Annotated in this window: 16 protein-coding genes; 9 read left to right on the forward strand and 7 right to left on the reverse strand. The window is 38.6% G+C overall.

The features are described 5' to 3' along the window. Window positions 1–5: 5 nt before the first annotated feature. The 5 genes from LV85_RS06710 (at window position 6) to LV85_RS06730 (ending at window position 5,143) form a co-directional block, all read left to right on the forward strand. Window positions 6–236, forward strand: a complete 231-nt coding sequence (locus LV85_RS06710) for an acyl carrier protein (RefSeq protein WP_111317435.1) — start codon at window positions 6–8, stop codon at window positions 234–236. A 106-nt stretch (window positions 237–342) separates the two neighbouring features. Further along, window positions 343–1,554, forward strand: coding sequence for a hypothetical protein (locus LV85_RS06715; RefSeq protein WP_111317436.1), 1,212 nt, complete (start codon window positions 343–345; stop codon window positions 1,552–1,554). A 157-nt stretch (window positions 1,555–1,711) separates the two neighbouring features. Further along, the gene (locus tag LV85_RS06720) at window positions 1,712–2,293 is read left to right on the forward strand and encodes an RNA polymerase sigma-70 factor (RefSeq protein ID WP_111317437.1); all 582 of its coding nucleotides are present in this window, start codon (window positions 1,712–1,714) and stop codon (window positions 2,291–2,293) included. 12 nt (window positions 2,294–2,305) lie between these two features. Further along, window positions 2,306–3,280, forward strand: a complete 975-nt coding sequence (locus LV85_RS06725) for a FecR family protein (RefSeq protein ID WP_158531151.1) — start codon at window positions 2,306–2,308, stop codon at window positions 3,278–3,280. Between the two features lie 93 nt (window positions 3,281–3,373). Next, complete coding sequence (locus LV85_RS06730; RefSeq protein WP_146260439.1) at window positions 3,374–5,143, forward strand: peptidase associated/transthyretin-like domain-containing protein; 1,770 nt, start codon at window positions 3,374–3,376, stop codon at window positions 5,141–5,143. A 246-nt stretch (window positions 5,144–5,389) separates the two neighbouring features. Here the strand turns inward: LV85_RS06730 and LV85_RS06735 are convergent, their stop codons facing one another. After that, window positions 5,390–6,337: a DUF4097 family beta strand repeat-containing protein gene (locus LV85_RS06735; RefSeq protein ID WP_111317440.1), complete on the reverse strand. Its 948-nt coding sequence runs from the start codon at window positions 6,335–6,337 to the stop codon at window positions 5,390–5,392. A gap of 315 nt (window positions 6,338–6,652) precedes the next feature. Here LV85_RS06735 and LV85_RS06740 point away from each other — a divergent pair, with 315 nt between their 5' ends. Beyond that, entirely contained in the window at window positions 6,653–6,970 is a 318-nt protein-coding gene (locus tag LV85_RS06740; RefSeq protein ID WP_111317441.1) for an antibiotic biosynthesis monooxygenase family protein, read from the forward strand. A 1,012-nt stretch (window positions 6,971–7,982) separates the two neighbouring features. On the opposite strand, the gene LV85_RS06755 is transcribed toward LV85_RS06740, so the two are convergent. Continuing rightward, entirely contained in the window at window positions 7,983–8,537 is a 555-nt protein-coding gene (locus LV85_RS06755; protein WP_146260440.1) for a hypothetical protein, read from the reverse strand. A 613-nt stretch (window positions 8,538–9,150) separates the two neighbouring features. Between LV85_RS06755 and smc the strand changes: the two genes are divergently transcribed. Further along, window positions 9,151–12,690, forward strand: a complete 3,540-nt coding sequence (gene smc / locus LV85_RS06760; protein WP_111317445.1) for a chromosome segregation protein SMC — start codon at window positions 9,151–9,153, stop codon at window positions 12,688–12,690. A gap of 254 nt (window positions 12,691–12,944) precedes the next feature. Next, a complete protein-coding gene (gene tnpA, locus LV85_RS06765) occupies window positions 12,945–13,391 on the forward strand; it encodes an IS200/IS605 family transposase (RefSeq protein WP_111317446.1) in 447 nt (148 codons plus the stop codon). A gap of 221 nt (window positions 13,392–13,612) precedes the next feature. Here tnpA and LV85_RS06770 read toward each other — a convergent pair whose 3' ends face one another. Together LV85_RS06770 and LV85_RS06775 are read right to left on the reverse strand one after the other, a co-directional pair. Continuing rightward, a complete protein-coding gene (locus tag LV85_RS06770) occupies window positions 13,613–15,370 on the reverse strand; it encodes a RagB/SusD family nutrient uptake outer membrane protein (RefSeq protein ID WP_111317870.1) in 1,758 nt (585 codons plus the stop codon). A gap of 10 nt (window positions 15,371–15,380) precedes the next feature. Further along, the gene (locus LV85_RS06775) at window positions 15,381–18,521 is read right to left on the reverse strand and encodes a SusC/RagA family TonB-linked outer membrane protein (RefSeq protein ID WP_245942194.1); all 3,141 of its coding nucleotides are present in this window, start codon (window positions 18,519–18,521) and stop codon (window positions 15,381–15,383) included. 1,037 nt (window positions 18,522–19,558) lie between these two features. On the opposite strand from LV85_RS06775, the gene LV85_RS06780 reads away from it, so the two are divergent. Then, window positions 19,559–21,058 (forward strand): cysteine desulfurase family protein, encoded by a 1,500-nt coding sequence (locus LV85_RS06780; protein WP_158531152.1) that lies wholly within the window; start codon window positions 19,559–19,561, stop codon window positions 21,056–21,058. Between the two features lie 179 nt (window positions 21,059–21,237). On the opposite strand, the gene LV85_RS06785 is transcribed toward LV85_RS06780, so the two are convergent. From LV85_RS06785 to LV85_RS06795, 3 genes are read right to left on the reverse strand one after another with little or no spacing between them, the layout of a single operon-like run. Next, window positions 21,238–21,993 (reverse strand): hypothetical protein, encoded by a 756-nt coding sequence (locus LV85_RS06785; protein WP_111317449.1) that lies wholly within the window; start codon window positions 21,991–21,993, stop codon window positions 21,238–21,240. Between the two features lie 2 nt (window positions 21,994–21,995). After that, window positions 21,996–22,451 (reverse strand): GIY-YIG nuclease family protein, encoded by a 456-nt coding sequence (locus tag LV85_RS06790; RefSeq protein WP_111317450.1) that lies wholly within the window; start codon window positions 22,449–22,451, stop codon window positions 21,996–21,998. Beyond that, the gene (locus LV85_RS06795) at window positions 22,451–24,202 is read right to left on the reverse strand and encodes an ATP-binding protein (RefSeq protein WP_111317451.1); all 1,752 of its coding nucleotides are present in this window, start codon (window positions 24,200–24,202) and stop codon (window positions 22,451–22,453) included. Before LV85_RS06795 ends, LV85_RS06790 begins: the two co-directional genes overlap by 1 nt. Window positions 24,203–24,204 lie beyond the last annotated feature (2 nt).

Raw genomic sequence — 24,204 nt, forward strand, 5'->3', positions numbered from 1 at the left:
ACAACATGGGAAAATATAGCCAACTCCGAAAAATCACTCAAGTCTTCAGCGAATACGGAATCGTATTGACAGGAGCCAGAAAGCACGACCATTTCATCTTCGATCTTAGAATGGATAAAATCTTCCTTAATGGACTGATTTACGAATTGGAATATGCGCTGAACATAGAGCTCGAGGATCACAAAGTCATCAACGTGGATGCCCCATCCCAATTGATCGCAATGCTGCTTGATTGATTCATCAAGCGAGGTTCCAAAATCTCACTAATCAATATCAAACTAGATTCCTAGACGAGCTATTCACGCTGTCGTCCATGGACTTTGATCTCTTTATATAATCACCATGAAAACTCTCCAATTAAAAATATCTCTCTTCACCTTTCTCTTCTTCACTTTTATTTCTATTTCCTACGCTCAAGAAAAAAGCCCAGCACATTTAGGCTTGTTCTATCCTATTTCTACTCATGGAACAGAGGCGGCAAATTTCACTAACAACTTCAGTCTTCATGTACTCACGGGATTGTCTGGAGGAGAAAATGGTGCTGCCATCTATGGTTTGGCGGGAATGGTCAAAGGCGATGTACAAGGCGCACAGATCTCTGGGCTTTGGAATAATACTTCCGGAAGCGTAACAGGGGTACAGGTGGCAGGAATTCTCAACCAAAGTTCTGATGCTAGCAAAGCGGCTCAAATTGCAGGTATCAGCAATATCAATTTGGGAAATTCCGCTGTGCAAGTCGCTGGCATTTTTAATACGGCAAAAGCTGTAGAAGGTGCTCAAATAGCAGGAATTGCTGATATCGCTGACACAATAGACGGAATTCAGGTTTCTGGAATTGCGAGTATATCTAAGTCAGTGCAAGGAATTCAAGTAGCTGGAATTGCCAATATCTCACCAGAAATAGATGGCGCTCAGATTGCTGGCATATCCAATCTGGCAACGGAAGTCAAAGGAGTTCAAATATCAGCAATCTCGAACATAGCCGAAAATGTAGAAGGCACGCAGATCGCAGGCTTGGTCAATAGAGCCAATACTGTAAAAGGCATGCAAATCGGCCTGATCAATATCGCAGATAGCAGTGATGTTACCATCGGTCTCATCAATATTGCAGCAAATGGAGACCATCGATTGGGCGTTTCTATCGATGAAAATCTCAATTCCTTTCTGACTTTCCGTTCTGGTGGAAAGAGCGTTTATGGAATTTTAGGTTTGGGAACCAATATTGAAGTCAAAGATTTGAAATATGGATTTGAATTAGGTTTGGGTTTGAACTTGGTTGAAAGCAAGCTATTTAGACTGGATGCAGAGGTTATTAGCAAATATCTGACTGACTTTGAAGGTGCCGATTTCTCAAAATCCAGTTTACAATTGCTTCCTAGCTTGAAGATCACACAAAGTATTCATCTCTTTGCAGGCCCGAGTCTTTCCTATATGCATTCAAGTGATCTGGATATTGTCGATCATACTGGCCTGACGATCTGGGAAGAAAGTAGAAGAGAGAATTATCAAGCGGTTCTGTTGGGATTTACTGGAGGGTTGAATGTGAGGTTTTGAGAATTGCCCGATGTTGGGTGTTTGGTGACCGATGTAGCTAGCATCGGACATCCGGCATCTAACACCGGGCAAACCAAATTTCATTATTTTTACTAAATGCACTAAGGGTAAAACCACTTCAGCTTGTCATAGCTATGAAAGCATCAAAAATTCGCAGGTGACTGAGAAACTATTACATCCGTCAAACACGCTTACCCTCGTCGATGAAAAATCATTCGAGGCGGTTTTCAAGACTTATTTCAAGGCTTTGCATGCTTATGCTCAAGCAATTTTGAAGGAGTCGGAAACTGCCGAAGAAATCGTTCAGAGTGTATTTCTCAAACTTTGGGAAAAGCGTGAAACCCTAGAAATCAACAGCTCGCTGAAGGCTTACCTCTACCGAGCTGTGTACCACGACAGTCTGAACCACATCAAGCATCAACAAGTGAAACGAAAGCATTGGGAACATGCGCATTACGAAATGACTCAGGGTAAACCCGAGGATGTCGGTGAGCAGATAAAAGGCCAAGAAAATGAATTGTACGAGCGATTTCAACTGGCGCTGGAAAAACTTCCAGAGAAATGCCGCATGGTGTTTAATCTCAGCAGATTTGAGGAACTGAAATATCAGGAAATAGCCGACAGGTTAGAGATTTCCATCAAAACGGTGGAAGCGCATATGGGTAAAGCACTGAAGACCTTGCGGGTCGAACTCGCCGAGTTTCTTCCTTTGCTTTTGATGTTTTTGATAAATCTATAAGCTATGGAAACCATGAACGAAGAAAAATTGATCAAATATTTGCTTCAGGAAAGTGATTCGGAGGAGACCAAAGCTGTACAAGAATGGATTTCCGAAGATGAGGCTAACCAAAAGCAATTTGAAGAAGTACAATGGATATGGAAGTCGAGTAAGGTTTTACTGGAAAAAAGCGAAGTAGATGAAAATCTAGCTTGGCAACGATTCACAAAACTTCGAAATGAAAGCAGTTCCGCAGCTCCAACACAAAATCAGCGCTTTTTGCAAAGGGGATGGTTCAAAGCAGCGGCCGCAGTTACCTTGATCTTTGTTTCGGCTTGGGTTTACTCAGCCTTTCTTCCTCAATCTGGAAGAGCCTATTACAGCTCAGTTGAACTTCAGTCAGAAGGCTCTCCTATCGAAGTTGCTATACTCGATGGGACTTCTATTACTTTGAACAAAAACACAAGCTTGAGCTACTCACAGAAGTTTCTCGGAAAGCAGAGAAATGTGAGTTTAGAGAGCGGAGAAGCCTTCTTTGACGTGAAAAGAAATGAGAATAAGCCATTTGTAATCCAAACTGAGAAGGTTCAAATCACAGTATTGGGAACAAGTTTTCATGTCAAAACTGCTGGCAATACCACAGAAGTAATCGTGGTTACAGGATCTGTTCAAGTAGAAATAGATGGTAAGAAAGAAGTGCTCAAGCCTGATGAAAAGCTAAGAGTAAATCAGGAAACAGGCGAAATGGAAAAGACTTTGCCCTCGAATAAGCTATACAATTACTACGTGAGCAAGAGGTTTCAAGCGGATCGAATTCCATTGGAAGAATTGGTAAAAACGCTGAATGAAGCGTATGATGCTAACATTGAAATCGCCAGAGATGAATTGAGAACTTTACCGATTACCACCACTTTGGAATATGGTTCACTGAGCAAAAATCTAGACGTGATCAGAGAAACGCTGAATTTGAAAATATCTCTATCGGATGGTAAAATTAGGATTGAATAAAAATTCACCTTCTTGAATACAAAGGACTATGGTTGAAAAAATCATAGTCCTTACTTTGTTACATTAACTTCTGTTTTTAACACTAGCATTTCAATGTTGCGATCTAAAGCACTTTTTCAGGGCATATTCCTTCTGATCATATTTCTGGTCTCTTCGGTCTCGGGATTCTCACAACGGATGTTGGAGAAAAAAATCCAATTCAGTAGTCCAGAAGAACTCAGCCTCCGTCAGTTGCTGGATACACTTTCAGCTCAAAACGATTTCTACTTTTCTTATGAAAGTACCTTACTGGAACTGAACAAAACTTTATCATCTGAGCCGTATTCAGGTACCATTGGAAATTTTCTCCTAAAAGAACTGGGGTATGAGTACGAATACAAGGAATTACCAGGCTATATCATTATCCGCTATGCACCCGAAAAACTGGATCTAGATGCAGAAATGGATACTAGATTCAATAGGGTAACTGTGAAAGGCTACATCAAAAATATTCGCACCAATGAAGTTGTGAGTCAAGCCAGTATTTACGATAAAACAAGCCTCGCTTCTACTCTGACTGATGAAAATGGCTATTTCAAACTGAAGTACAAGAAAAATAATGCCTCGATTTGGCTCACATTAAGCAAGGAAAACTACAGAGACACTACCTTTTTGCTTATGCCCACGGTGGATATAGTCGCTGAAAAGGAAAATCGTAGATTCCGTTATCTACCTGGAGACAGTACAACCAAAGCACTAGAAGAGAGTTTTCTAGGCAGGGCATTTATAGGTTTTAAGCAACGATTTCAAGGAATCAATATGGGAAGTTTCTTCGCTGAAAGCCCTGTTCAAATGTCTCTAATCCCTGGATTAAGTACCAAAGGAACCTTCAGCAGCCAGACTATCAGCAAGTTTTCGCTGAATTTAATCGGAGGCTATACTGCTGGTATTGAGGGGATGGAAATTGCTGGGATATTCAACATCAACAAAAGAGATGTCAAATCATTGCAGCTTGCTGGGATTTTCAATCTAGTAGGTGGAAGCTCCAAGGGACTTCAGATTGGAGGAATTTACAATTCGGTATATGGTGATGTAGCTGGACTTCAAATTGGTGGCGTATACAATCATGTAAGAGGCGAGGTAAAGGGCTTACAGCTTGCAGGAATAATGAATCAAGCGAATAAGGATGCGGGGGCACAGATTGCTGGAATTGTAAACCATGCCCGAAACTCTAAGTACCTGCAGTTAGCTGCAATAACCAATAATGCATCAGAATCGGCAGGACTACAATTGGCTGGAATTTCGAATATAGCTGGTGTGTCCGTGAATAATCAAGCCTCCTTTATTTTCAACAGAGCCAAAAAGGTCAATGGTTTTCAATTAGGAATAATCAATGTGGCGGAAGAAAATGACTACTCACTTGGCTTACTCAACTTTATTAAAAATGGAGAGATGAGTCTGTCTGCGAGCATAGATGAATCAAGCTTCACGCATTTGAATTTCAGATCTGGTGGTAGGAAAATGTATGGGATTTTAGGCCTAGCTTATAATTTGAGGGATGTTGATACGCCAATTGGCTTGGAAGCTGGTCTGGGAATCCATCTAATTCCAGACTCAAAATTCTCTTTAGACATGGAATTTGTAAGTCTTACAGCCTCAGATTTTCAAGAAATCACAAATTACATTCAATCATTTCGCCTTATTCCTGGATATAAATTTGGCAACCATCTTCGCATTTTCGCAGGCCCAAGTCTCAACTTTGCTTTCTTAGACTCTGGTCAGGAAGACTTTACGGATGGCTGGAATATCTTAAACAAAACCACCGCAACCGGTATTTATCGTAGCTATGGAGGCCTTACTGCTGGTTTTCAAGTGATTTTTTAACCATAAATAGACTGGCTCAAGTCTCAGGGTTGGACCTTGGATGTCGCAGTCTTCAGACTGCCTTTTAAGAAAGTTTGAAATAATTAATAAATCATTCACCCAATAATCATCTAAAAACTCGACACAGTAAACTAGGTATCTTGAATTTGAGCGAAAGATTTTTCGCCCCAACAGTTTTATGCTGTAAAAAAATAATCATAAAAAAACCCGGCCGAAGCCGGGTTCTGGGGTGATGTGAACAACTTTTCACATTTTCCTTATTTCGATGTTGCCACTAGAGGCAACACCTGACACGGTATAAGGAGAACCGTTATCGATCTTTAATGAGCCAGAAGAAGTACTTTCTCCCACTCTCAATTTTCCACTGGACGTTTTCAAATCAAAGTTGAAATCCTCCAAATTTGAATTCGTCTGTATAGATATATTTCCTGAAGAAGTCTCCAAAACGGTTTGCACACCGAAAGAAGAATTCTTTACATTACAATTACCTGAGGAAACCTTCAGCTTCCCTAACTCTTGCACTCCAGCCATTGATATATTTCCAGAATTCAATGAGCTATTTACTTTGCCTTCAATGTTGGAAAAGGTGAATTTTCCACTTGAACCTTCTGCATTGATATTTCCTGCCAAATTAGAAATTGAAGCATTTCCCGAAGAGATTTCCACTTCGACATCACCAGTTAAATCTGAGGCGTTTATATTTCCAGAACTCAATTCCAGATCTATTTTCTTTGCCGACACATTTGTCAGCTCCAGATTACCAGATCCTCCGTCAAATTCGAATTCATTGGAGACAAGATTATGAACTTGAATATTTCCAGAACTTGATTCCAAATCAATCTCCATTAGAACTGGACCTTTCAGGCTGATTTTCCCACGACTGTTGGACGATCCACCACCTTTTTTATCTAGTTCAATGATCAATTCTCCTTGCTCCACCCGGTATTCGATTTGGTACTTTCCGGATTTGTTAGATTCCAGAGAACCTACTAATGTCACCACTTCGGTATTTTCATCTCCCTGGTAACTCACATCAAGGAATCCTGCATCAATTTCAATAGAAGAAATATCAGGGAATTCTTCGTTGATAGTCTGCACTAATTCGAGATTAGTATCACAAGATGTCAAAGAAGCAAAAGTCAGCACCACCATGACAAGTGCTAATAATCGGAATTTAATTTGTTTCAGTTTCATAAACAGATAGTGTTTCAGAATAAAATGTTGATTTATAATATTAACTAGTCTGCTTGCATACAAAGATACGGTGATTTAAATGGCTGTGTTTCCTTATTGTTAATTCCTTGATTTAGATCAATTGCTTAGTAGAAGATACTTGCCGAAAGAGAATTGAAAATAAGAAAATCATCTCTTGCTCAATTTGGGCGCATAAGCTTAAACAGCTCAATTATCTAGAATTAGGGTCATTAGGGATAGATTTTTAAATCATCTTTAGCAGATATAGCTTAGACAGCTTACTTTGCATTTACCCTTAGTTAAAATTTGTGAAAAATGATAGCCAACACTCCACAACCTCCCTATTACGCAGTGATATTTTCGAATATCCGAACTGAAATTGAAGATGGATACGCTGAAACTGCTGACGAAATGGTAAGATTAGCGGAACTTCAAGAGGGGTATTTAGGGCATGAAAGTGTAAGAGAAGGCCTGGGAATCACCGTTAGTTACTGGTCAAATCAAGAGGCTATTCTCAAATGGAAACAACAAACTGACCACCTTCTCGCGCAGAGAATGGGTAGAGAAAAATGGTATGCTGCTTACAAAACTAGGATCTGTAAAGTGGAGCGAGATTATGGGTTTTCGGTTTAAAAAAAATAGAGCCCTAACAAAATGCTAATGAACATTATAAAGTGGTACTACAACGATTTTAATGGAGTTGACTGCTGACTAGTTGAAGATGATGGCTTGTGAAGGCTATCATCCGGATGGCTGAGCCTTTCTGGATTTTCGGTTTTGGCCTGGTTTGCAAGCCGTCAAGAAAAAGACTGAGGCTCGGGGCTTTTTGGTTACTTTTTGGCCGCCAAAAAGTGGCAAAGATAAAGCCTATATAAAATGGATGAAGGTGTATGGAATGTTAAATCTCCGAAGAAAAATATTACACCTAGTGGCCTCAACGCTTATTCCACGTCACTTGAAGGGACTTCCTTTGTTACTTTTGAAGGCCAAAAGTAACCAAAAGCCTTCGCCCTAAATAATTCTTCAAATCGGTGATGGCTCTGCTATAATAATCTTTTAATTCTCGATTTGATTTCTGAGACTCGTTCTCCACTAAAATTTGGCGGATCTCGCTCGGATCTCTCGAGCTAGCCAAATTTCTTAACGTTCCGAACTTCGCCTCAGAAACCGAATAATTTAAGGGCTGTCCTATAGATTGGGAAATGTGCTACTATACTAGTTGGTTAATTAATAACTTCACCCTTATATAAATCAATTTCAAATTGATAGGGATATTATGGCGTAGATCCAATCTTCGACTAGTGACCTCCACGATTTTAATGGAGTTGATTGCTGACTAGTTGAAGATGATGGCTTGTGAAGGCTATCATCCGGATGGCTGATCCTTTCTGGATTTTCGGTTTTGGGCTGGTTTGCAAGCCGTCAAGAAAAAGACTGAGGCTCGGGGCTTTTTGGTTACTTTTTGGCCGCCAAAAAGTGACAAAGATAAAGCCAATATAAAATGGATGAAGGTGAATGGAATGTTAAATCTCCCAAGAAAACTTTCATCTAGAGAAATTAGTTTAAAGCCCAACTTATTTCCCCATTAAATTAAGGGTAGAACCTTTAAAGTATAAGGACATAAAAATCATTTTAAATAGAACTCTTAATACTGCTTCCTATCCAAAATCTCCTTTAGTACTACTGCATCTCTTATACCTTGAGGATTCTTGAGCATGCGAGCGTATTTGCTTCTTACAGTACTTGAAGATTCGGTCTGCACTTCTTTCAAGGAAGGAATTTCCGGAATGCCCTTGGAAGTCTTAGTTAGATCAGATTTAGTTTTCTCAAATGCTCCCTGGTAGTATTCTATCTCATCATCATTATCAGTGATTTTTCGGGTAGGAAACCTCTTTACTGCGGGAGCTGGATCAGCTCTCCATTCAGGACGTGAAGCGATCTCGCCTGCACGCTCATACACCACTTCTTTGGGTTGATTAATTGGAACTGATTGTATAATAGGTTTTTCTGGAACTACTGGCTTCGGCTTCTGAGCATCGCGGATTTCCCGCATCAGATCCTCAAATGAAACTGGCCTTTCCTCCGGAGCATCAGGCATTTCGGAGGCCTCTCCAGGCTGATTTTTCTTCTTGCCTTTGGTAGCCTGATAGATAAAATAGGCCAAGACGGCAACGATATAAACTATATTTCCTAAATCCACCCGGGTAAGTTAATTGATTTCGACTAGTAATACATGTTTTTTAACATAGGAGTTCGCAGAGAATAGCACAGAGAACGCAAATCAATTCTTCTCAACTTAAAAATTGAATTTGAGTATGGATCATTACCAATTGTTTGACTACCTATAAGAATATGTGAGTTACCGTTCGTGAGACACGAACGTCGGCGGTGGCGCTTCTCAACTTGATAATTGAACATTGAATTTAAATAGAGAAATCCAAACTCTTCGACTTCACTACCAATGACAGATTGATTTGAGGACATCAAAAGTTGGTCAGTTCGAGCGAAGTCGAGAACCTTTCGAATTCGAGACTCTCGTCTCTCAAGTGCTCAAGGTGACCATAGTTATGGTTCCAAACCAAATTACTGTCATTTCATTTTTGTATTTTCAAAGAATATTTAATACTCAGGTGGACAAACTGAAAACTACTAATGATTATAAACCATGTGACTATTAATAAACAACTAATTCTAAATTCCTTAACCAATGACTGATTACTGCCAACTGAAAACTGTTCACTCTAACAACCAAATCCTTGGACAATGACTCAAATGATCTTATTTTGTTTCTTTAATTAGACAAATTCAAACGAATGCTGCTCAGTAAGCTGGAGATCAAGGGGTTTAAGAGTTTTGGAGATAAAATGGTGATTAACTTCGACAAGGGAATCACTGGTGTGGTAGGGCCAAATGGCTGCGGAAAATCCAATGTAGTCGATGCCATCCGCTGGGTGCTCGGCGAGCAAAAAACCCGTTTACTCCGCTCTGATAAGATGGAGAATGTGATCTTCAACGGGACCAAAAACCGTAAAGCATCCAATCTTGCCGAGGTTTCACTGACCTTTGAAAACACCAAAAACCTCCTCCCTACTGAATATACTTATGTCACGATCACGCGTCGCTACTATAGATCTGGCGATAGCGAATACCAGATCAACGGAGTCACCTGCCGACTGAAGGATATCACCAATCTCTTCATGGATACGGGGATCAACTCAAACAGCTATGCGATCATCGAATTGAAAATGATCGATGAACTGCTCAATGACAAGAATAACTCTCGAAGGGATCTGTTTGAAGAAGCGGCAGGGATTTCCAAGTTCAAAAACAGAAAGAAGGAGACACTCCGAAAACTAGAAGGCACAGACGAGGATTTGGATCGTGTGGAAGATGTACTTTTTGAAATAGAAAAGAACCTCAAAAGCTTGGAAAAACAGGCAAAACAGGCATCTAAGTATTTTGAGATTAAAAAGGATTATCGAGTAGCCAGTATTAATCTGGCGAAAAAGAGCATAGAGAAATACACCAAGTCACTCCTCGAAACCAATCAGAAAATTCAGGAAGAAGGAGATAAAAAGCTCCAACTCCAAACTCAAGTAATCGATCAGGAAGCACTTCTCAGCCAGTTGAAGGCAGATTTGATTCAGAAAGAGAAACTACTTGCTTCTCGTCAAAAAGCGCTCAATGAGCATGTTAACAAAATTCGAGCTTTTGAATCAGAGAAAAAGATCAAGAATGAGCGACTGAGATTCTTGGAAGATAGATCTCAGAAATTGCGTGAGCAGATAGAAACTGATCGCAAGTCAAACGATCGAGCAGGCTTTAGTATTCGCTCCCTTCAGCAGGAAAAAGAATCCGCTGCGAAAATGCTTGCCGAAAAGGAAATGATTGTTTCCGAACTTCGAGAAACCTATGAAAGTCAGAAATTAATTCAGGCTGAAAAACAGCAAGCGCAAAAGACGATCAATCACAATTTTGAAAGCCTCAAGGAAAAAGTCTATCAGCTAAGCAAAGACATTGAGATCAAACAAATTCAGCTTTCTACCCTAAAGCAGGAACTGGAGCGCACCTCTTCTGATGATTCCTCACAGGAAGCTAGTTTGGTGGATTTTGAAGAGAAAATAATCAAACTCAAGGCCGAGCTGGATGACTCAACCAAAGGCTATCAAGAGCTGAAAACCAAGCAAGAGGAGCTGGATCAGAAGATCGAAGAAACCAATCGGGTGATCGAAATGATCCGTGAGGAATTGACACAGTCCTCTCGAAAACTTGATTCCAAAACGAACGAATACAACCTCACCAAATCTCTGGTAGAGAATCTGGAAGGTTTCCCTGAAGCCATCAAATTCCTAAAGAAAAACTCTAGTTGGGGAAAGGATATCCCCCTACTCTCAGATCTCTTGACTACTTCGGAAAAGTACCGAGTGACTATTGAGAATTACCTGGACAGCTACATGAATTATTATGTGGTAGATACTGAAGCACAGGCTATTTCAGCCATTCATCTCTTGAGTGATTCGGCCAGAGGTAAGGCAAATTTCTTTATTCTAGATCATTTTGAGCGGTTTAAGCCTAGCCAAAACAAGCTTTTCGCCAATGCCATCGCCGCTACAGAGATCATAGAATTTGATGTCAAGTATTCCCGCTTGATCAATTTCATTTTGGATAATGTCTATATCGTTCGTGGAGATTTTCCTGATTTCCCACAAGATACCGAAGCCGTTTTAATTTCTGAAAATGGAAAATACACCAAACGGAAATTCAGTATTTCTGGTGGTTCTGTAGGTCTTTTCGAAGGAAAAAGAATCGGTAGAGCCAAGAACCTGGAGAAGCTAGACAAGGAGATCAAGGATCTGAATAAGAAAGTCAGTAGCACTAGAAACAACCTGGACAACAAGCTTTCTGAACTGATGAAGCTGAAGGAAATCAGCTACAAAAAGACCCTGGAAGAATGGCAGAATAAGATCAATGCCATCAATCAGGATTTTGTGTCTGTACGCACCAAGAAGGAACAACTAGCGGAATTACTGAGCTCCAATGCCAACAAGCGGGAGGATATTCTGGACAGAATTGCATCCATAGAAGAGAGTTTGACCGAGATTCAGCCACAGCTTTTTGATGAGCGAGCTGAGTTCGAGGCCATGCACGATGAACTTGAAGAGCTGAACGAATCCTACGAAAAGGAATCTGCTTCACTTTCAGAAAAATCGCAAGCTTTCAATGCCGAGAACATACTCTACCACCAGCATCTAAATCGTGTGACGAGTTTGGATCAGGAAATAGAATTTAAGCAGACAGCTTATGAGGGCTCCAAGGAACGTATAGAGAAATCCCAAACAGAACTTTCCCAGCTTGACACCGAAGTGAAGTCACTACTCGACAATAACGAGGTCAAGGATGATGAACTGATCGAGTTATATTCTGAGAAAGAAGGCATAGAAAAGGGCGTACAGGAAGCAGAGAAGGACTATTATGCTTCGCGTGGGCTCATCGATGAGACCGATCAAAAGATCCGAAGCATCCAGAAATCCAAGGAAAGTTATGATCAGTTGATTCATGAACTGGAAAATGCAGTGAATGAGATCAAGCTGAAAATGACTGGAATGAAGGAAAGGCTCAGTGTGGAATTTGAGTTGGACCTGGATGAGTTGATGGAAGAAAACCCAGAAATTGAGGAGGAATTCAGGGAGTTTGCAGAAGACAAACTTCGAGAGCTAGTCAGCAAGCAAAAGGAGAAACTCGATAAAATTGGGCCAATCAACCCTATGGCGATGGAGGCTTATGATGAGATCAAGGTTCGATTTGACTTTATCACTACACAGAAAGAAGACCTGCTCAAAGCCAAGGAATCTCTGCTTACTACCATCAAGGAAATCGATCAGGTAGCGAAGGAGACATTTTTGGATGCCTTTGCCAAGATCAAGGAGAACTTTGTAAAAGTATTCCGCTCGCTCTTTACCGAGCAGGATGATTGCGATTTGATCTTGGTAGATCCAAGCAACCCACTGGAATCTGCCATAGAGATTTTGGCCAAGCCAAAAGGCAAGCGTCCACTAAGTATCAATCAGCTTTCTGGAGGAGAAAAGACACTAACGGCCACTTCCCTACTCTTTTCAATTTATCTGCTGAAGCCTGCTCCATTCTGTATTTTTGATGAGGTAGATGCACCGCTGGATGATGCCAATATTGACAAGTTCAATACCATCATCCAGAAGTTCAGTACCGAATCCCAGTTTATCATCGTGACACATAACAAGCGCACCATGGCCAGTACAGATATTATTTATGGCATTACCATGATTGAAGCGGGAGTTTCCAGGGTAGTTCCGGTGGATTTGAGGGAGTTGGTATAGTCGTATAGAATTGGGCTAAAGCCCAGCAAGGATACCCATCATCAGTTAGCCTCCAGCTAAAGCCGGAGGCTGTTCAATAATAGCATCGATTGAATAGGAATGCCATTCCACAAATTGTAAAATATCATTCATGGGCTTTAGCCCAATCTTAACTTATCACATAAAAATTTGGATTGGAATGAAGTCCCTTCTAGCTAAATTATGATTGCTAACATGGCTTTAGCTAAATTATTTTTCACTTAAATTTTTCAATTATGTCATTCGTAAAAGTTTACATTCACCTCGTTTGGAGTACCAAAAACAGATACCCTTACCTTAATTCTAAAGAGCTTAGACTCAAAATTTGGAATCATATCCGTGAAAATGGGCATAGCAAAGGGATATTCGTGGATTTCATCAATGGCTATTCCGATCATTGCCATTGCCTTATTTCCCTTGGAGTCAATCAAACTATTGAAAAGACTCTTCAGCTTTTAAAAGGTGAATCCTCCTTTTGGATCAACAAAAACAAGTTGACTCAAAAGAAATTTGAATGGCAGGATGAATATTATGCGGTTTCAGTATCAGAATCTCAGTTGGATAAAGTTCGAGATTATATCAAAAAGCAGGAAGATCATCATCAATCCAAGACTTTCTCAGACGAATATGAGGAGTTTTTGGTCAAATTTGGTTTTCAGAAATTAAAGGATGAATTGGGCTAAAGCCCGGTATGGCAATCAATCATTCCTATGCCTCCAGCTAAAGCAGGAGGCTGTTCAATAATAGCATCGATTGAATAGGAATGTGCCTATAGGCCATTCCACAAATTGTAAAATATCATTCATGGGCTTTAGCCCATTTCATCGTAATTATTACTAAAGAAAAAAGGCTAGCTGATAACTCAACTAGCCTTTTCAAACTAAAATATATTTTAAATTAGAGATTACAAGGTTGGGTCAAATGTGCCCCCCCATCCTACATTCTGTTCCAGTTGATTATTTCTGTCCAACACCGCTTTTTGGATAGGAAAGAAATAGTAAGTTTCAGGCAATACACTGCTCTGAACACCAGATCTTGGAACCTGTAGCACTTCATATTTGAAATCAGTCTCAGTCAGAGAATAGCTAGAAGCAAGTTCTCTACCTACAGCCAATGAAAGCTCTGTTCCATTTTCATCTATAGCAATAGCTTCTACGCCATGTTTGGTCGCTCCATCAAGTCTATCCAACATTCTAAGTCTACGTAGATCCCAGAATCTATGCCCTTCAAAAGCGAGCTCGATATTTCTTTCAGCTAGGATAGCCTCACGAATTTCCTCACGACTAGAAGCTACTATACCATAGTTACCATCATCCCCAGCTAGGATACCTGCTCTTTCTCGGATAGCTTTTAGAATATTCATAGCAGTAGTCATATCCCCTGTCTCATTAGCTGTTTCCGCATAATTCAACATCACCTCTGCATAGCGCATCAATACATAATCCACATCATATTGCTGAACTTCTGGTTGTAATAAGTTCAACATGCTGTTTTTTAGAATAAAGAAGCCAGTATACCTATCTAGATTCGTTGAATTAATACCAGCATTTGGATTAATCCCAAAATCATCTAATTCATGAGCGATTCCCAGTGAAGTGTACTGTCTTTTACCTGCTTTTCCTGACACCTCGTAAATCTTACCGTTCCATACAATAGACTGGTCAAATCGTGGGTCTCTGTTTTTCCAGTAATTTTGCAGAAACTCTTCATCAGTCATGTAATATTCGCCAGTAGGATCATTATACAATTTACCATCAAGCATAGGGTAATCTTGGATAAATTCCCAAGTAGGAGTTGCTGAGGCTGGTCCTCTACTTTCAGAACCCGGCCTTACTCCATTATCCCAATTGGCAGATTTGTTTGGATAGCTATTGATTACAGCAAATACTGTTTCTCTATTCCCTTCATCCAATGCGATTTCAGAATACACCTCTTCTAAGCCGTATCCTAGTGCTGCCAAAGATTCATATGCTTGCTTATTGACCGTGTTAGCCTCTGCCCAATAAGAATTATCAAAAGGATTGGTAGGGTTAAATTGTGGTGAAGCCTTGTATAGTAGCACCTTAGCTTTGAAGGCTAAAGCAAAACTTCCATCAATTTTACCATAGTCTGTAGATCCTGAAGTAATACTCTCAGGAAGTAAACTAATAGCCTGATCCAGGTCTTCAATTAGAAAATCATAACATTCTGCAGTAGAATTTCTAGGCACAAATAAATCATCTTCATATCTATCTTGAGGCACTTTCACATAAGGAACTCCCCCATGGTACATCACCATATTGAAGTAAGTGTAAGCTCTCATAAATAGCGCTTGACCAGTGATATTATCTTTCACGTCTTGATCTAGTCCACCATCTGCTACATCTTGAATCGCTTGATTGATCAAACGAATTCTTGAGTAATTCCAATCTTTGTAAGCCGAATTAGAAATTGTAATACGATCAGCATACCAGTCAATTCCAGCTATTTGCTGGCTTGATCTATCAGCACCCGTATTCCAATTTCCAAACATGCCGTATAAATTGGCCATGTATGCATTGGCTAAGTTAGGATCACTCCATACCAATTCTGGGCTGTAATGCTCAATATCTTCAATCTCAAGAAGATCTGAACAGCCAGTGGAAAGCACAATAAATCCGAATATATATAGTAATCTTTTCATTGTCGTTTCTTTAAAATTTAACATCAAGACCAAGAGTAAATGATCTCATCAGAGGGAAAGAATCATAATTCTTTTGCTCTGGATCGTGAAACTCTTTTACCTCTGAGATTGAGAACAAATTGGTGCCGTTGAAGAATACCTTAGCACTCAAGATATTTAGTTTTGAAAGCAACTTAGTCGGTATGTTATAGCCCACATTTAAGTTCTTCAGACGTAGATATGCTCCGTTTTTGATCCAAAAAGAAGTAGATCCTGTACCTGACTCATACCAGTTTTGACCTACCGGGCGTGGATAGGCTGCATCCGGATTCTCTGGAGTCCATACATCATCAGCCCAAATAGGATAATAAGGTCTAATAGATCCACCATGCTGTCTCATACCAGCACCTTCCTGATTGCTAATAATTCTGTCATACACCCCAACTCCTTGGAAATGCGCATTTACAGAAAAATTATTCCAATCTACATTAAAGCCAAAGCCATAATTTATACGAGGAATAGCGTTGTTTGAAAGCAACTGAAAGTCATTTCCATCGATTTTGCCGTCAGGCCCATCAGAATAGCCATCGCCTCTGATATCTTCAAAGTAAAGTCCGCCCAAGTATGGATCTCTGCCATATTGTGTCAAGCCTGTTTCTAAGATAGAATTCAACTGCTCCTGAGTTCTGATGATCCCCATAGAACGTAAACCAAAAATTCTTCCGCTAGACTGACCTATCTGTGACTCCATTTCTCTATTTCCACCTGGAAGATAAATTGGATCCTGATCTATTTTATCCCACTGATCTCGAGCATAACCTAGGTTACCATAGACAGAATACTTAAGCTTTCCGCCTGCAACCTGATCTCTCCAAAGCAGCGCTAGTTCGCCACCTTTCCAAGATCTCTCCGCATAGTTCTCAGGAGCTAACGACTGTCCATAATTATCAGGAAGTGTCACTAATCTTGAGCCTAGAATATTAACTTCTTGCTTGTAAAATGCATCAATAGAACCAGATAGTCTGGTGTCAATCAACTCAAAGTCTAAACCCACATTATAGGTAGTTGAAGTAGCCCATGTCAAATTAGGGTTTGGAGTAGACCCAGGATAAATACTAGTATATAGCTGATCACCGAAAATATAACTACCACCATTGCTGTAGGTATTTACATAGGAGAAAGGACTTATTCTATTATTATATACATCCAGATCGTTACCAGTGGTACCGTAGGACATTCTCAACTTCAAGTCATCCAACCAATTAGAACTACCAGACATAAAATCCTCCGAGGCTATTCTCCATGCGGCAGATACAGAAGGGAAAAATCCCCATCGACTCTCTTTCGGGAAAAGCGTGTTACCATCGTATCTAAAGGAAAACTCAGCGATATATTTCTCATCAAAGTTGTAGTTAGCTCTACCAATCAATGACTGTCTCGCCCCTATATCTTCCCAACCTCTACCATACCTACGCTCAGCATCCTGAGAATACACGAAATCCTGATCCAAATTAGTTACTGGATCCTCAGCTTTGGAGTAAGCACCATAAGCACCATTTTCAGCTTGCTCATAGACGAGCATTGCAGTGATCCCATGCTTATCGAAGGTTTTGTTGTAATTCAAAAACCAGTTGAACTGATAGCTCCAACCTGTTTCTAACTCATAACTCAAGAACTCTTGGTTCTGGCTAAAATTAAAAATGTTGTAATTATTTGGATCTGGTGCAGCCGGGATAAATCTATTTCCGTCAGGATCTGCCTGAGTAAATACATAGTTTTTCTGATACGTTAGATACTTCTTACGCATGTAATCGGTAGCCAGGTAATTACCTGTCACCCGCGTAGATAAACCATCTACCAAATCACTCAAATCTACATTTAGGGAGAGAATTGAGTTGACCTGACGCTTTCTAGTCTTGATATATCGGTCACCAACGATCTGGTCAATTACAGACCAAGCTTGCCAGCTACCCATAGGAGTTTGTAGTGGAAAGTCTGTTACATGATCAGCCGGTGTTCCATCTGCCTCAGTGTAGTAAGGGTAAACCTTAGGCCAGTTGAAACTAACTCGATAAAGATCGGATACATCATAATCATCATCCCCAGAAAATGGCCAGTAGAAACGATCATGATTCTGCTGGTTAGCTGAAACATTTAGATCTAAGGTTATTCTATCTGTGATTTTTGCCGATACATTCGTCCGCATGTTAAACTTGCCATGATCAACACTTTTATAAGCGCCTTCTTCGCCCAAAAAGCTCAACATAGAGTAATAAGTGATTTTATCATTTCCTCCAGTTACACTCAAAATGTAATTTTGACTAGATGGAGTTTGCCAGATAAAATCATTCACGTTATAGCTTCTATCTTCAAAATAAGCGAATTCCTCAGGGCCATTAGGCTGAGTGGTTCCCAAAAACTCTGCTACTCGATTCTGATAAATCAATTCATCCGTGGCTGTAGTTTTATCAGATAGCAGTTCTTGGGTGGGATTGTAGGTCGTAAAGGAGGTCTGAAGCCCAATCGTCATCTTTTGTTCCTTACCTCTCTTGGTCGTTACCAGAACCACTCCATTGCCTGCTCGAGAACCATAAATGGAAGCAGATGCAGCATCCTTTAGGAAACTAAGGTTATCAACTTCATTAGCATTAAGCGCATCAAAAGCATCCTTATCTCTCACAATTCCATCTATTACGTACAAAGGATCACCAAAACTTCCTCTAATACGAATAGAAGAAGAAGCTCCTGAAAGCCCAGAGGTTCCAGTGACATTTACGCCTGGAGCTCTACCCGCAAGCGTATTTGATAGATTAGAAGCAGGAATATCATTGATTTCATCTGTCTTTACAGCTGTGATAGCTCCTGTCAGGTTCACTTTTTTCTGTGTACCATAACCTACCACGATGATTTCGTCCAGGGACTGCGTGTCCTCACCTAGTGTCACATTAATGATACTTTGGCTACCGATCTCGATAGTCTGGCTTTCATATCCAATAAATGAAAAAACCAATGTAGCACCTTCGGGTGCATCAATGGAGAAATTACCATCAACGTCTGTGACGGTACCAGTGGTAGTTCCCTGCACGGTGATCGTAACACCAGGCATAGGGATCTGATTTTCATCTACCACCGTCCCCTTTACTAAAGCATCATTAGCAATCCTTTCATTCAAGGGGCTTGGAGCAATTATGCTGGCCATACTCTCGCTGGCCGATATGGTGCTTAACAAGAAGCACTGAACTAACAGCATAAGAAATGTTAATTTCCTGCTGGTAATTCTATTAATCAGTAACTTTGAATTCATAATAGTTCTGTTTATAGATAATAATATGTTGTCTGTACACAATCGGATCATTGATCATCACTGCACCGCAAAATCCAGTTTTGATTGATGGTCCTTTTGTATTTTTCGCTCTTTATCTCTTCATAGGCAAATAGTTAGGTGAATAATACGAGTTAATGGTTTTCTGAAATTTGAAAAAGATGGCAAGTAAGAGCCTTAGCCCCAACCATTAAAATATAGTTCTTGTCAATCTTGAATCTGTGGGTTTACAGCAGTTATAAAACCTAAAATCCTCTAATCCGATTAGTACAATCCTAGATCTAAAATATCAGTATTTACAGATTAAATATGGCTTATTTCTCTAAGTTCACTAAAATTTTCAATTAACCATCTAGGATTTCAAGATTTTTTATAAATGGTGAGAAATGAGATTTCAGATTGTCCGCAAGGATATTTGCGTGAAATCAATGATGCGAATAGAGCGGTTGAAAAATTAGGGAATGAGGATTATGATAGAGGAATTTTTGGTCGCTAAAAAGAAAAAGTGATGACCAGAGAAGTGCCCACGACCAAGCTACCATTGAATTACTGTTTGTACAAGCAAATACAAAAACATGCAGTTTTTGTGGCAGGACTTGTTGATCCTTACTAAAAAAATACAGGAATCATTGGTAGATTATTATTAAGAAATTTAAGGGTAATGTATTTGATGGCTATATTCGTGAATGGACTCATTTAGACTCAGCATTTTTGATTTGTTTGGAGCAATTATTCCTGGAATCCCTATGCTGATTCTTATAATCAGCCTATTTGATAAATCACCAACCAATATTCTAAACTTGATTGAGAGAACAGAAAATCTCTCACTTAGCACTTCTCTTCTCGCACTTCTTTTCGCCTATTTGATTGGTTTTTCTACTCAATACTTGTCCTATGAAGTATTTAAGCAACTTGTTCCACTTTGGGGTAAAAAAAGAACAAAATGTTTTCCTATTAGTTTTGGAAAAAGGGGCGAAGAAGTCTCATTGATAAGAGAAAAAGCTCCTGAAAATTACAAAGTACTGAATACATTTTTTGCGCACAGAACCATGTGCTATAATGGATTCTTTTCCCTTTCTCTTTTTGGTATTGGTATTTCAATTTCGAACTTCGTTAAAGGAGGGCTTTCCGCGGATGTCCTTGGATTAACTTTTATATCCTTAATATTTTCGTTTATACTATTAAGAAGAGCCGTTAGCTTTCATGAATGGAGTCATGATCTGATTACTGATTCTACGTTTATCATTAAGAAAATAAAAAAAAAATTGACTGATTCACCAATTTACCTAGATTATGCCTCTACCACCCCCCTCGATCCACGTGTCTTTGAGGCAATGAGGCCATACTTTATGGAGGATTATGGAAATGCTGCAAGTAACACGCATACCTATGGAGAAAGGGCTTCCATAGCTGTCAAGGAATCAAGGAAAATTATAGCTGACACAATTCATGCAATTCCAGAAGAGATACACTTTACATCTGGAGCAACTGAAGCTATAAACCTGGCATTAAAGGGCGCATTCCTCAATTATGGACATCAAAAACCTCATATTATAACAGTACAAACAGAGCATAAAGCAGTTTTGGACACATGTGCATATTTAGAAGAAATTGGAGCGGACGTTACTTACTTATCAGTCAATTCTGATGGACTTGTCGATATAGAACAACTTGAATCTAGTATTAGAAAAGACACCCTATTAGTTAGCATTATGTACGCTAACAATGAAACCGGAGTATTACATGATATTCAAAGAATTGGGAAGATCTGTAAATCCAACCAAGTATTATTCTTCACGGATGCCACACAGGCATTTGGGAAAATCCCACTAAACGTTTTAGAACAATCCATCGATATGCTTTGCTTTAGCGCTCATAAGATATATGGTCCAAAAGGAGTCGGCGGGCTATATGTCAAAAAAGGCATAAAACTTACTCCACAAATACATGGAGGTGGTCATGAGTTTGGACTTCGATCTGGCACACTCAATGTTCCAGGAATCGTGGGTCTAGCAAAAGCAATTCAACTTTGCCAATCAGAAATGGAGGAGGTAAGTACCCGCTTGGAAAAGATCCGTGATGACTTTGAAGAAGAAATGGAGAAGGCAGGAAAAATTAAGGTAAACGGAAAAAATGCTCCCAGACTACCTCACTTCAGTAACTTCCAATTACTAAATGAAGAGGCAGAATCATTTATCCTCAGAAATAGAAATAAACTCGCTGTAGCTCAGGGGTCAGCTTGTAATTCGGCTTTGATTCAGCCTTCACATGTTTTGAAAGCTATGGGGCTGAGTGACCAAGATGCGGAGAATTCGATAAGGATTAGTTGGGGAAATGGATCAAATTCGAAAACCTTGGAAAAATCAGAAATCGAAATATTATTTTAATATTTTAAAAAATTCAGTTATAATTAAATTTATAGTCGCCAACCAGTTACTAATCAAACAAAATTAAATTTGGAATAATATTTTCCTTATTTTTTTTTAATACCTTAACAATGTCCCAGAGCACAACAAAAACACTCGAAATTTGAGTGATTCCGTTTAAGGTCTCTAAAGAAAATAGCTCAGATAAATTCATAATTAAAAGTTAAACTAGGCAAAATTTGGTCGGTGTCCAAAATTTCTTGCCAAGAATGCTTTGAATCTATCTGATTCAATAACTTATTCAGTTCATGAGAAGGGTGAAATTCCAAATGAGAAAGAAATCCAGAACCAATTTTTTTTTCTTCAATTTTGACAAACCCTAAATCTTTTAGCCAATTTGCTCGCGTAAGAAAGAAGGAATCGAAAGCAATACTCGAATTAGTTTTTTGAATAACCCTCTCTAAGATGCCATAAGTCTCTGAATTATGATTTACTACAGAAACTAGTTCAAGGATTAAAGCTTCAAAATCCCTTTTAATGTCATCATAGTTACTTTTCTCTCTACTAAGAGCTGTTGCAACAAGATAAAAATATAAAGCGTCTGCTTTCCAAATAATTAATAATAAATTACTTTTATCTTTAGTGCTTAAAACCGCTTTATCATCTGAGAAAAAATTATGAAACTCTATATTAAGATTATATTTATTCCCATCAGAAATACTTAAAAAGCCAATTTGAGTAGCTAAATGAATATAAGGAGTCGAAGATTTCACACCATTATTGAATAATATTGATCCATTTAGCTCCTGATAAAGTGATAGCTCTTCTTTTTTTTTAAAAAGAAATTCAAAAAACCTGGAAGCAAAACCCTTTTTTAAGCAAGTATCCTCATTTGCAAATGAACAAACTAACTTTAAATAAACTAATCTCCGGCACTTGATATTAGGGTTTATCAAAATTATAAAGTTGGAAATACTGAGATGAAATCATTTGTAATTTTATTTGCTATTTTTTTCACAACAGAATTTGAAGTCCTTCTTGGGAATCTATCATGCCAAGAAATAATATCAAAGCTTGGTGAAACTGAACCTCGTCTTAATTGAAGCTCCTTCATAACAAGATATTCAACTGATTCTCTGTACGAACTTTCAGTAGAAATAAAAACTCTATCTTTTGGAAGAGAAAAACTTAGTAGAATCATATCATTCACGTTTTCGATGCCTAACCCTGTCTCCTCTAAAAATCTTTTTCTAAAAGTCCCCTTATTATTAAAATGTCCTTGAGCTCTACCAATCGGACCACAAGAATTGTTGGTCATACCTATATAAATAATAGAAAAAGTCTTTGAAAGCCATATATAGATATATGCAGTATCTATACCATTGTGAATATTAAAAACCCTCGTTGTTATCATTACTCAACTCCTTTATAATTAGGAGGAAGTTCATTTTCAAGTTTTCTTACCATATTTGCAAGAAATTCAGATATTATTCTTCTAAAATTCCATAATACAGATTTTAGTTGCTCGTAATCAAACTCAGTTACATTTTTATATGCATAAAACTCTGAATCTGACAACTGTAGCATTAATAAATCAAATGTAATTTGCATATCCTTATTTGACAAATTACTCTCATAAATATAGATACCAAATCTATGTAACTTATTTATACGAACACAATTACCTAAATCCGTATCATAATAAGGTTCCCACAAAAGATTGTCTTGAACCGAGCTAACTCTAAAAATCTTAGATAAAGTAGGATTTATTTCACCTTTAATTGCTTCCTCCTTTTCTTCTTCTGAGATATCGTCCTGATCTGTTGCTTCTTCTCCCTTATCCTCCCGCATCATTTTAACTATTAACCTGACTTTAGAAGCCATATCACTAGTAATCATCTCTAACCTTCTCTCCACTTCTTCTTCAGTTGGAAGAATATCACCGGGAAGAATTTCAATTTGTTCAAATTCTTCCAAAAGTTTATTTGCTATTTCGTTTGGATCTTTATTGATGATCTCGTTCCTGAGTCGATTAGCATTTTTCCAAGCGTTCTGACTTTTTGATCTTGCCTCTCTTGTTACATCACTTATCACCTTCCAAGCTTCTTCAGATAAAGTTAATGTAGACTTTTTTACATCAATATTAAAAAAATCATCAGCCAAATTATCTATTGAAATTCTACCTCTAAAAGCATAATAATCTTGATCATACGGAATAATTCCATTTAAGTGAGAGGCCCATGAAATAAGACGCTTATTTCTATAAACGTAAAAGCCATAATTAGGAGATTCAATCAAATATTTTTTTCTAATTTCCGCATCCTTTGCCTCTCCTAAATTCTTTATTCTAAAAATGGGTGGATAGGGAAGTTGAGTTACTTCCAATTCTGCAGTTATATTAAGATCATTATCTAATACTATTGTTTTATTCTTTTCAATCCATCTAACATCGGTACCATCCCAAACATTTTCATCTAAATTGCCACTAATATTGGCTTCCTCAACAAATAAAGGATCAATACCTACAACCTTAGTATCTCCAATAAAAATTTCCAATCCCGTTTCCTTAATAAAATAGTAATAAATAACTCCAACTTTTGTATTAAGCTCTGCAATTGTATTCTTGACACTTGGATGATTATTTTTGCGAATACCAGAGATTCTAATTAGTGTCCCCTTATTTTCTTTAAGGTATTTTTCGATTAAATCTCTATCAGCTTTAGAAATTTCTTCCTCAGTAGCTGAATACTTATTCGTTTGCATAATCTCAGGCAATGACACTCTAAATTTGTTAAATTCTCCATCCTTAGAAGATACAATCTCTAAAATATCACCTTGTGAAAATGACGCCGATTTTAAACCTAGTCCAAATTTTGACAACGAATGTTCTTCATACAACTTATCCGATGAGCCTAACATTAATGCATTAAGAATCCCTTCCCTATCCATACCATCACCATCATCTGCAATAATATATTCACTAATGTTATTTTTCTTTGCATCAGAAAAATCTTTTCTCTCTTTAATAATTACAAGCTTAACAAATTTCGCATTTGCCCTAATCGAATTATCAATTATATCACAAATTGCTGAGGACGTTGTATATCCAATTCGACTTAATCCAAATAATATTCGGCCAGGATCAATTTCTAATTCTATAGACATAT

The sequence above is a fragment of the Algoriphagus chordae genome (assembly GCF_003254055.1).
Lineage (GTDB): Bacteria > Bacteroidota > Bacteroidia > Cytophagales > Cyclobacteriaceae > Algoriphagus > Algoriphagus chordae.

Coding starts and splice junctions, on each gene's coding strand:
- LV85_RS06710 (WP_111317435.1), top strand. CDS start 6: ATGGGAAAATATAGCCAACTCCGAAAAATCACTCAAGTCTTCAGCGAA.
- LV85_RS06715 (WP_111317436.1), top strand. CDS start 343: ATGAAAACTCTCCAATTAAAAATATCTCTCTTCACCTTTCTCTTCTTC.
- LV85_RS06725 (WP_158531151.1), top strand. CDS start 2,306: ATGAACGAAGAAAAATTGATCAAATATTTGCTTCAGGAAAGTGATTCG.
- LV85_RS06730 (WP_146260439.1), top strand. CDS start 3,374: ATGTTGCGATCTAAAGCACTTTTTCAGGGCATATTCCTTCTGATCATA.
- LV85_RS06735 (WP_111317440.1), bottom strand. CDS start 6,337: ATGAAACTGAAACAAATTAAATTCCGATTATTAGCACTTGTCATGGTG.
- LV85_RS06740 (WP_111317441.1), top strand. CDS start 6,653: ATGATAGCCAACACTCCACAACCTCCCTATTACGCAGTGATATTTTCG.
- smc (WP_111317445.1), top strand. CDS start 9,151: ATGCTGCTCAGTAAGCTGGAGATCAAGGGGTTTAAGAGTTTTGGAGAT.
- tnpA (WP_111317446.1), top strand. CDS start 12,945: ATGTCATTCGTAAAAGTTTACATTCACCTCGTTTGGAGTACCAAAAAC.
- LV85_RS06770 (WP_111317870.1), bottom strand. CDS start 15,370: ATGAAAAGATTACTATATATATTCGGATTTATTGTGCTTTCCACTGGC.
- LV85_RS06790 (WP_111317450.1), bottom strand. CDS start 22,451: ATGATAACAACGAGGGTTTTTAATATTCACAATGGTATAGATACTGCA.
- LV85_RS06795 (WP_111317451.1), bottom strand. CDS start 24,202: ATGTCTATAGAATTAGAAATTGATCCTGGCCGAATATTATTTGGATTA.